2 protein-coding genes are annotated in these 11029 nt (G+C 50.5%); both read left to right on the top strand.

The window, feature by feature from the left end; translation table 11 throughout:
• Positions 1-2414 (top strand): mucin-binding protein (locus ACYVRB_RS11845; RefSeq protein ID WP_461215609.1); only part of this gene is annotated, 2414 nt, incomplete at its 5' end.
• A 440-nt stretch (positions 2415-2854) separates the two neighbouring features.
• Positions 2855-10993 (top strand): mucin-binding protein, encoded by an 8139-nt coding sequence (locus ACYVRB_RS11840; protein ID WP_461215608.1) that lies wholly within the window; start codon positions 2855-2857, stop codon positions 10991-10993.
• Positions 10994-11029 lie beyond the last annotated feature (36 nt).

Raw genomic sequence — 11029 nt, 5'->3', positions numbered from 1 at the left:
TTGGTGCGACTTTCGATCATGACACGCCGCATAATCAGGAGTTCACGATTACCTTTGGCCAAGTGCCGAAGGCAACCCTGACGACGACCGTCGTACCAAAAGGTCCGAAGAGTCCAAAGAATCCAGATGGTGAGCCGTTGCCGCCAACCACGCCAGTGCAAGTGACTGGGTTCCCAGGAGATCCGATCGATGCCAAGGATTATCCAAAGGTTCCGGGTTATACCCCAGAACCAAACCAGAACCCGAAGGTTCCAAATGAGCCAGGCGACACGATTGTGACCTACACGCCAGATACGCAGAAAGCTACTGTTAAGTATGTGGATGAAACCGGTAAGCAACTGATCACACCAGATCAAGCAATCACCGGTCCAAGCGATACAGCAGTTGACCACAGTCAGCTCATGCCGAATATTCAGAAAGCCATCGATCAAGGCTATGTGCTTGTCGATGACGGTACGGTTGGTGCGACTTTCGATCATGACACGCCGCATAATCAGGAGTTCACGATTACCTTTGGCCAAGTGCCGAAGGCAACCCTGACGACGACCGTCGTACCAAAAGGTCCGAAGAGTCCAAAGAATCCAGATGGTGAGCCGTTGACGCCAACCACGCCAGTGCAAGTGACTGGGTTCCCAGGAGATCCGATCGATGCCAAGGATTATCCAAAGGTTCCGGGCTATACTCCAGAACCGAACCAGAATCTGAAGGTTCCAAATGAGCCAGGCGACACGATTGTGACCTACACGCCAGATACGCAGAAAGCTACTGTTAAGTATGTGGATGAAACCGGTAAACAGCTGGTCACACCAGATCAACCAATCAGTGGTCTCAGCGACACGGCGGTTGACCACAGTCAGATTGCACCGAATATACAGAAAGCCATCGATCAAGGCTATGTGCTTGTCGATGACGGTACGGTTGGTGCGACTTTCGATCATGACACGCCGCATAATCAGGCGTTCACGATTACCTTTGGCCAAGTGCCGAAGGCAACCCTGACGACGACCGTCGTACCAAAGGGTCCGAAGAGTCCAAAGGATCCAGACGGTGAGCCATTGACGCCAACCACGCCAGTGCAAGTGACTGGGTTCCCAGGAGATCCGATCGATGCCAAGGATTATCCAAAGGTTCCGGGCTATACCCCAGAACCAAACCAGAACCCGAAGGTTCCAAATGAGCCAGGCGACACGATTGTGACCTACACGCCAGATACGCAGAAAGCTACTGTTAAGTATGTCGACCAAACCGGTAAGCAACTGATCACACCAGATCAGGCAATCACCGGTCCAAGCGATACAGCAGTTGACCACAGTCAGCTCATGCCGAATATTCAGAAAGCCATCGATCAAGGCTATGTGCTTGTCGATGACGGTACGGTTGGTGCGACTTTCGACCACGATACACCGCATAATCAGGAGTTCACGATTACCTTTGGCCAAGTGCCGAAGGCAACCCTGACGACGACCGTCGTGCCAAAGGATCCAAACGGGGATTCATTGACGCCAACCACGCCAGTACAAGTTACTGGATTCCCAGGGGATTCGATCAGCTCAAAGGATTACCCAGACGTACCTGGCTACACCCCACAGCCAAATCAGAAGGTTCGCATTCCGAACCAGCCTGACGTGGCGACGAATGTTGTCTACGTTCCTAATGCCGATGAATTGCAGGTCACTTATGTTGAAAAAGGCGACGCTGGTCATTCTGATCACGTCGTTAAAACAGAAATGATTACAGGAAAGACAGGTGATAAAGGTAAATATATTGTTACGGTTCCGGATGGCTATCAACCGCTTGACGTTAAACTGGGGGCTCAAATTGCGTATATCTTAACGCCATCAGCTGATGGGCTTGTGATCTATCTGGTACGCAATCGCGATGACGGTAGCACGACACCAAACACCCCAGGCAATGGTGGTACAACACCGCAGAGTCCTAATGGCGGCAGCACGACGCCAAACACCCCAGGCAATGGCGGAACGACACCGCAGAATCCTAATGGCGGTAGCACGACACCAAACACCCCAGGCAATAACGGGACGACACCACAGAAGCCGAACGGCAGTGGTACTACTCCGTCCACAGATACCTCGACCCCTGACAGAAGCCAACTGCCAGACACAGATGCGTCAACACCTGGCAGAGGACCACTGATGGACACGGATACATCCACGCTTGACAAGGGACAATTGCCGGAGACGGCAAATGCCCAGCCGACGCAGTCTCGGCCGGTTAAATCTCAGCTAACAAGTCAGGCACAGTCTAGCGCGATGCCAGTTAATGTCCCAGCTAAAGCTGGACGTAAGGCATTACCAAACACTGGTGATGAAAAGACATCAGGATTGGCGCTACTTGGCGCATCGCTCTTGATGCTGATGGGCTTTGGTGAACGCAAGCGCAAGTCACAACGTTGATTAGCTGTTTGAGTTACAGGTGTAAGCTATACAGCAATAAGTAATATGACGAAAAAAAGTAGGTGTAATTTTGAAATTTAAAATTACGCCTACTTTTTTATATGGAATTTTTCGAAAAAACGTTTGTAGGGAGTGTGACAGACGTTGATGGATGCTTTAACGGTCACGATTTGCCGAGAAGTCTTGGTGCCGGTTGTGCTTGCGTTCGAGAGTGGCCGGGTTTCAGATGACGGCAATAGGCGAGGAGAATGTGGCTAATAGCGCTGTATCAACTTCTTAGCTAATTGGAAAGAAATCCAATCAGTAGGCACCCATTAATCGCCGCATACATACACTGTTTTAAGATTATTATTTCTAGAATAATGAGTCTTTTACGTTGATGGTGGTCAGCTCATCAATTATACTGTGTTTAAATAAAATTATTTTTTCGATTTTGGAGTATGGATATTGAGAAGGGTGGGATCGTTTTGGTTGGAGATTATCGTAAGTTATCGACGCATAACCGATTGCGCCAAGAACCAGAAGTTAAAACACGCGTCAAGTTATTCAAGGGTAAAGGACGTTGGTTGACCGCCTTGCTCGTTGCTGTGGGGACAGTGATGACGATTCAAGGGCAGACCACTCATGCGGCAACGACTACGGGTGCTCAGATTGAAGTCGCCGCGAAGGACAGTGTACCAGTCGCTTCTTCAAAGACGTCGCAATCTGTTGCTCAGGAGCCGTCTATTAAGGCTGGCCAGACGACTCAAAATACTGATAAAACAAGCGTAGTGTCTGAAACTGCGCCTGTGGCAAGTGCCACACCAGCAACTGAAGAAACGACGCCACAGACAGATCAGCCGGCGGTCGTTGCACCGACTGCTGAACCTGTTGTCGAGGAAGATCAGCCGACACAAGACGCACAGACCACTGACGCAGACGACACACAAAAACCAGTAGTGGCGACTGCACCTAGCACCACCGGGACGACTGTAGCGCCAGCGCCAAACGCTGATGCAAGCGACACGCAAAAGTCGGCTGCAACGGCTACACCTGGCGACACCGAGTCAACGACAACGCCAGCAACGCAAGACAGCGCTGAGCCGGTAAGTGAAGACGTCGCAACGGCGTCTCAGCCTGCCGAGTCGGTAGCGGAATCTAGTGATGTTGAAGCGGCGACGCCACAACCACAAGTTAAGACCGCCGTCGACGCGGTAGCGGCCACCCCAGATGACGGTATCACGTGGACGCCGGTTGCTGATCCTTCTACAATTAAGCTTTCTCGTACGGTTCAAATTAATGGCGAAAGTTATCTCTTTACGATTGCGCCTAGTTATAGTCAGCTAGACGATCTCTACGGTTTCCCACTTTTTAATAACATGGTCAAGCTTGATGATGCTAATGCAACAGAACATCGCTACGCCTATTTCCTTGGTGATACCAGCGCGTATTATGAGCGGGATTTAACTAAAGACCCGAAAGATTATCAGCCACTTGTCTATCCCCTATATTTGAAAGAGCAAACGCAATCAGAAATACAATATGACCAAGCGACGGCTGGGGATGGCACGCCTTACATTCGTCTCACGACAAAAGATGATCTCGATCAGTTGACGATCATTGAGACGGTTTCGATTGGCGCCAGCGGTGCATTCGATCACACGGTGACGATTCAAAATGATAGTGCTAATACGCTAAAGGATGTAAAATTTGGTACGATCCTCGACACGCAACTGGATGATGATGATAAAATCCCCATTATTTCCAACGGGGATGGATCGGTCTCTATTGTATCGACTAAAGGTGACGGCATCACGTTGTATTTGGCACCTACTGATAACGACACACTAATTGCCGGAAACTGGAGAACACCAAACATAGGTAATGTTCATTACTATGGTGATTTGATTCCCGGTAAGCCGGTCGTCGGGACAGACAATGGCACGGTTTTGATAGATGGGGTGGATACTGGGGTTCAATACGAGACCCCTGCACTTTCGCTCGCCCCAGGCGCAACGACATCATACTCGTACAAGGAAAACTTGTACGTTAAGCCTGTTACCCCAAGCACGATCACTGTTGAATACAAAGATGATACGGGCAAAACGATACAACCTTCTACGGTCACTGGCGGGGTTGTCGGATCACCTTTTGTCCTAACTTCTCAGGCGAAGACAATCGATGGCTACACCTACCTGCGGACAGACGGCAACGTCACGAGTTTCACTGAAGACGACCAGACTGTCACCTTGATTTTCAAAGCTATCCCGCAGATCAGCGATGCCACCCAGAATTTCCAGTATGTTGACGATGACAGTCTGGCAAAAGTTGGCGATCCGATTGCCAAGTCGGGTAAACCTGGCGAAGAGGGGACATTTGACGCGAAGGCAAACGTGCCTGCTGGGTATATTTTGGCTGATGGCCAAAACGACACCATCAACTACACCTTGGTAGATGGCGACCAGACGACTGAGATCCACGTTGTACATGACGTTGTGCCAGTCACACCAGATGACCCTCACGAGGCCAAGCCAAGCGACTTCAGCGCCACAGCGACGCGCGTGATCAATTACGTCAATACGAGTGAACCGACAAAAGTCCCTTCACCTGCTACTAAGAATCAGTCCGTCACCTTAACGCGGACTGGGACGGAAGACCTCGTCACTAAGAAAGTCACTTTCTCTGATTGGACGCCTGAAACGGTCGAGGCCGTGGACAGTCCAGAGGTAGCGGGCTACACTCCGGATCAGTCTACTGTGCCGGCAGCGTCACTGAACACGCCGGATGTTGATGACAAGCCGAGCGTCAGCGTTACTGTTACCTATAATGCGGCGGATGAAACGCAACAGTTCCAATATGTGGATGATGATAACAAAGGCGCAACGGTAGGTGAGCTAGTTTCGGAATCCGGCAAAAATGGTGCCGCCGGGACCTATACGGTAACTGTGCCCACGGGTTATACGCTGGCTGAAGGCCAAAGTGATACGATCGATTACACGTTGGAACCAAACGCACCAGTGATTGATATCCATTTGGCACACGATAATGTTACAGTCACACCGGATGATCCGCATGATGCCAAGCCGAGTGACTTTAGCGCTACGGCAACGCGGGTGATTAATTACGTCAACACTAGTGAAGCGACAAAAGTACCTTCTCCAGCTACTAAGACTCAGTCTGTTACCTTGACGCGAACTGGGACGGAAGACCTTGTCACCAAGGAAGTCACTTATACTGATTGGACGACTGAAACGGTCGAGGCTGTCGACAGTCCAGAAGTAGCGGGTTACACGCCAAATCCGGCCATTGTTCCGCCCGCTTCATTGAAGCGGAATGACCACGTAACGGTCACTGTTGAATACACGGCAGATACGCAAACTGCCACAGTAACCTATGTCGACGAAGCGGGCCAGCAACTGATCACGCCAGATCAGACAATCACTGGCTTAAGTGATGCGGCAGTCGATCACAGTCAACTCACATCAAATATCCAAAAGACAATCACCAAGGGTTATGTGCTGATTGATGATGGTACGGTTGGTGCGACTTTCGACCACGATACGCCGAATAATCAAAAGTTCACGATTACCTTCGGGCAAGTACCGAAGGCAACTCTGACAACGACAGTAGTGCCGAAGGATCCAGATGGTAATCCGCTGAAGCCAAAGACGCCAGTGGAAGTCACTGGCTTCCCAGGAGACCCGATCAGTGAATATCCGGATGTTCCGGGCTATACCCCAAAGGAAGATCAGGACCCGAAGATTCCAAACGAGCCTGGCAATACTGATCTGACCTACACGCCGGATACGCAGACGGCAGTCGTCAGCTATGTGGACGAGAGTAACGGTCAACTTGTTCCAGACCAGACAATTAATGGCTTGAGTGATACGGCAGTCGACCACAGCCAGATTGCATCAAATATCCAAAAGGCAATCACCAAGGGCTATGTGCTGCTTGATGATGGTACGGTTGGTGCGACCTTCGACCACGATACGCCGAATAATCAAAAGTTCACGATTACCTTCGGGCAAGTACCGAAGGCAACTCTGACAACGACAGTAGTGCCAAAGGATCCAGATGGTAATCCGCTGAAGCCAAAGACGCCAGTGGAAGTCACTGGCTTCCCAGGAGACCCGATCAGTGAATATCCAGATGTTCCGGGCTATACCCCAAAGGATGATCAGGACCCGAAGGTTCCAAACGAGCCTGGCAATACTGAATTGACCTACACACCGGATACGCAGACGGCAGTCGTCAGCTATGTGGACGAGAGTAACGGTCAACTTGTTCCAGATCAGACAATCGCAGGCCCGAGCGATACGGCTGTCGATCACAGTCAACTCATGGCAAATATCCAAAAGGCAATTACCAAGGGTTATGTGCTAGTAGATGATGGCACGGTTGGTGCGACCTTCGACCACGATACGCCGAATAATCAGAAGTTCACAATTACCTTTGGGCAAGTGCCGAAGGCGACTTTGACGACGACAGTAGTGCCAAAGGATCCGAATGGTAAGCTATTGAAGCCAAAGACGCCAGTGGAAGTCACTGGCTTCCCAGGAGATCCAATCAGTGAATATCCAGATGTTCCAGGCTATACCCCAAAGGAAGACCAAGACCCGAAGATTCCAAACGAGCCTGGCAATACTGAATTGACCTACACACCGGATACGCAGACGGCAGTCGTCAGCTATGTGGACGAGAATAACGTTCAACTCGTTCCGGATCAGACAATCACTGGCAATAGTGATACGGCAGTTGATCACAGTCAACTCATGGCAAATATCCAAAAGACAATCACCAAGGGCTATGTGCTGCTTGATGATGGTACGGTTGGTGCGACCTTCGACCACGATACGCCGAATAATCAAAAGTTCACGATTACCTTTGGGCAAGTGCCGAAGGCAACTTTGACGACGACAGTAGTACCAAAAGATCCAGATGGAACGACGCTGACGCCAGAAACACCAGTACAAATCACTGGGTTCCCGGGGGATCCGATTGCGAAGACGGATTATCCAGATGTTCCAGGCTATACCCCAAAGGAAGATCAGGACCCGAAGATTCCAAACGAGCCTGGCAATACTGATCTGACCTACACGCCGGATACGCAGACGGCAGTCGTCAGCTATGTGGACGAGAGTAACGGTCAACTTGTTCCAGACCAGACAATTAATGGCTTGAGTGATACGGCAGTCGACCACAGCCAGATTGCATCAAATATCCAAAAGGCAATCACCAAGGGCTATGTGCTGCTTGATGATGGTACGGTTGGTGCGACCTTCGACCACGATACGCCGAATAATCAAAAGTTCACGATTACCTTTGGGCAAGTGCCGAAGGCAACTTTGACGACGACAGTAGTACCAAAAGATCCAGATGGAACGACGCTGACGCCAGAAACACCAGTACAAATCACTGGGTTCCCGGGGGATCCGATTGCGAAGACAGATTATCCAGATGTTCCTGGCTATACCCCAAAGAAAGATCAGGACCCGAAGATTCCGAACGAGCCTGGCAATACTGATCTGACCTACACGCCGAATACGCAGAAGGCGATCGTCAGCTATGTGGACGAAAGTAACGTTCAACTTGTTCCAGATCAGACAATCACTGGTAAGAGCGACACAGCGGTCGATCACAGTCAGCTCATGGCAAATATCCAAAAGGCAATCACCAAGGGCTACGTGCTGATTGATGATGGTACGGTTGGTGCGACCTTTGACCACGATACGCCGAATAATCAAAAGTTCACGGTTACCTTTAGGCAAGTGCCGAAGGCAACTTTGACGACGACAGTAGTGCCGAAGGATCCGAATGGTGATCTATTGAAGCCAAAGACGCCAGTGGAAGTCACTGGGTTCCCAAGGGATCCAATCGCGAAGACAGATTATCCGGATGTTCCTGGTTATACTCCAAAGGACAATCAGGACCCGAAGATTCCAAACGAACCAGGAGACACAGAAGTAGAATATACACCGGATACGCAGACGGCAGTCGTCAGCTATGTGGACGAGAATAACGTTCAACTCGTTCCAGACCAGACAATCACTGGTGACAGCGACAAAGCTGTCGATCACAGTCAACTCATGGCAAATATCCAAAAGGCAATTATCAAGGGCTATGTGCTGGTAGATGATGGCACGGTTGGTGCGACCTTCGACCACGATACGCCGAATAATCAAAAGTTCACGATTACCTTTGGGCAAGTGCCGAAGGCAACCCTGACAACGACAGTAGTGCCAAAGGATCCAGATGGTAATCCTCTGAAACCAAAGACGCCAGTGGAAGTCACTGGGTTCCCGGGAGATCCAATCAGCTCAACGGATTACCCGGATGTTCCTGGCTATACTCCAAAGGACGATCAGGGCCCGAAGATTCCAAACGAGCCTGGCAATACTGATCTGACCTACACGCCAGATACTCAGACGGCGATAGTCAGCTATGTGGACGAGAATAACGTTCAACTTGTTCCAGATCAGACAATCACTGGTGACAGCGACAAAGCTGTCGATCACAGTCAACTCATGGCAAATATCCACAATGCAATCGTCAAGGGCTATGTGCTGGTAGATGATGGTACGGTTGGTGCGACCTTCGATCACGATACGTTGAATAATCAGAAGTTCACGATTACCTTCGGCCAAGTACCGAAGGCAACCCTGACAACGACAATTGTGCCAAAGGATCCGAATGGTGAGCCATTAACGCCAACAACCCCAGTGGAAGTCACTGGCTTCCCAGGAGATCCGATCAGTTCAACGGATTATCCAGATGTTCCAGGCTATACCCCAAAGGAAGATCAGGACCCGAAGATTCCTAACGAACCAGGAGACACAGGACTGACCTACACACCGGATACTCAGACGGCAATCGTCAGCTATGTGGACGAGAGTAACGTTCAACTTGTTCCGGACCAGACAATTACTGGCGATAGCGATACAGCAGTCGATCACAGTCAGATTACACCAAATATCCAAACAGCAATCACGAAGGGTTATGTGCTGGTAGATGATGGTACGGTTGGTGCGACCTTCGATCACGATACACCGCATACTCAGAAGTTCACGGTGGTCTTTGGGCAAGTACCGAAGGCAACCCTGACGACGACAGTGATTCCAAAGGGGCCAGATGGTAATCCATTAACACCGGAGACACCAGTACAAGTTACCGGCTTCCCGGGAGATCCAATCAGTGAATATCCAGACGTACCAGGTTACACTGTGACGCCAAATCAGGATCCGAAGGTGCCAGACCAGCCAGGTAACACAGATTTGAACTACGCGCCAGACACGCAGACGGCGACAGTCACCTATGTCGACGAAGGAGGTCAACAGTTAATCACACCAGACCAGACAATTATTGGTAAGAGTGATACCGCTGTTAACCATGGTCAGATCGTACCAAACATTCAGGAGGTGATTTTTAAGGGCTATGTCTTAATTAGTGATGGTACTGTCGGTGCGACCTTCGACCACAATACGTCGCAGGATCAGAAGTTCACGATTGTCTTTGGCCGAGTCCCAAAGGCAGAACTAACGACGACAGTGGTGCCAAAAAGCCCAGATGGGAACCCACTAACACCGACAACGCCAGTGCAAGTTACTGGCTTCCCAGGCGATTCGGTTAGCGTTAATGATTATCCGGATGTTCCGGGTTACACACCAATGACCGATCAGAAGGTTCGCATTCCGAACCTGCCTGACGTGCCGACGGTTGTCGCTTATGTTCCTAACGCTGATGAACTGCAGGTCACTTACGTTGAAAGAAGTGAATCTGGTAATCCTGATCAGGTCGTTAAAACGGAAATGATTGCAGGAAAGACTGGCGATAAAGGGAATTACACGGTTAAGGTTCCTGACGGCTATCAGGCATTGGACGTTCAATCAGGAACTCAGATACCATACGTTTTAACGCCATCAGCCGATGGCATTGTGATTGCTCTGTTACGCAATCCAGCAATCCCGAACACACCGGACGATAGCGGGATGACACCACAGGACCCAAATGGTAGCGACATTACACCAAACACGCCTGTCGATAATGAGACGACACCGCAGGGCCCGAATGGCAGTGGCACGACCCCGAACACACCAGGGGATAACGGGACGACCTCGCAGAACCCGGGCGGTGGTGATACTATTCCGGACACGGACGCGTCGACACCAGACAGAGGACAGTTACCGGATGCAGACGCGTCGACACCAGACAGAGGACAGTTGCCGGACACAGATACTTCGACGCCTGACAGAAGACAGTTGCCGGGCACAGACGTTTCGACACCTGATAGAGGACAGTTGCCAGACACAGATGCGTCGACGCCTGACAGAAAACAGTTGCCGGGCACAGACGTTTCGACATCTGATAGAGGACAGCTGCCAAACACAGCGACTGGCCAGCCAGCAGAGACTCAACCGGTCGAGTCTCAATTAACGAGGCAGACGCAACCCAATACGTCGCTGGCCAAGGTCCCGGCTAAGGCTGGACGTAAGGCGCTGCCAGACACTGGTGATGAGAAAGCTTCCGGACTGGCATTGTTCGGAGCATCGCTACTGATGCTGATGGGCTTCGCTGAGCGCAAACGTAAGTCGCAACGCTGATTTACTGCTTGAGTGACAGATTAAAGACTGACAGTC

It is taken from the genome of Lacticaseibacillus boliensis (assembly GCF_054784775.1).
Note: the sequence above shows the minus strand (reverse complement) of the source record. Positions and strands in the feature narration are given on the sequence as shown.

Coding starts and splice junctions, on each gene's coding strand:
- ACYVRB_RS11840 (WP_461215608.1), top strand. CDS start 2,855: ATGGATATTGAGAAGGGTGGGATCGTTTTGGTTGGAGATTATCGTAAG.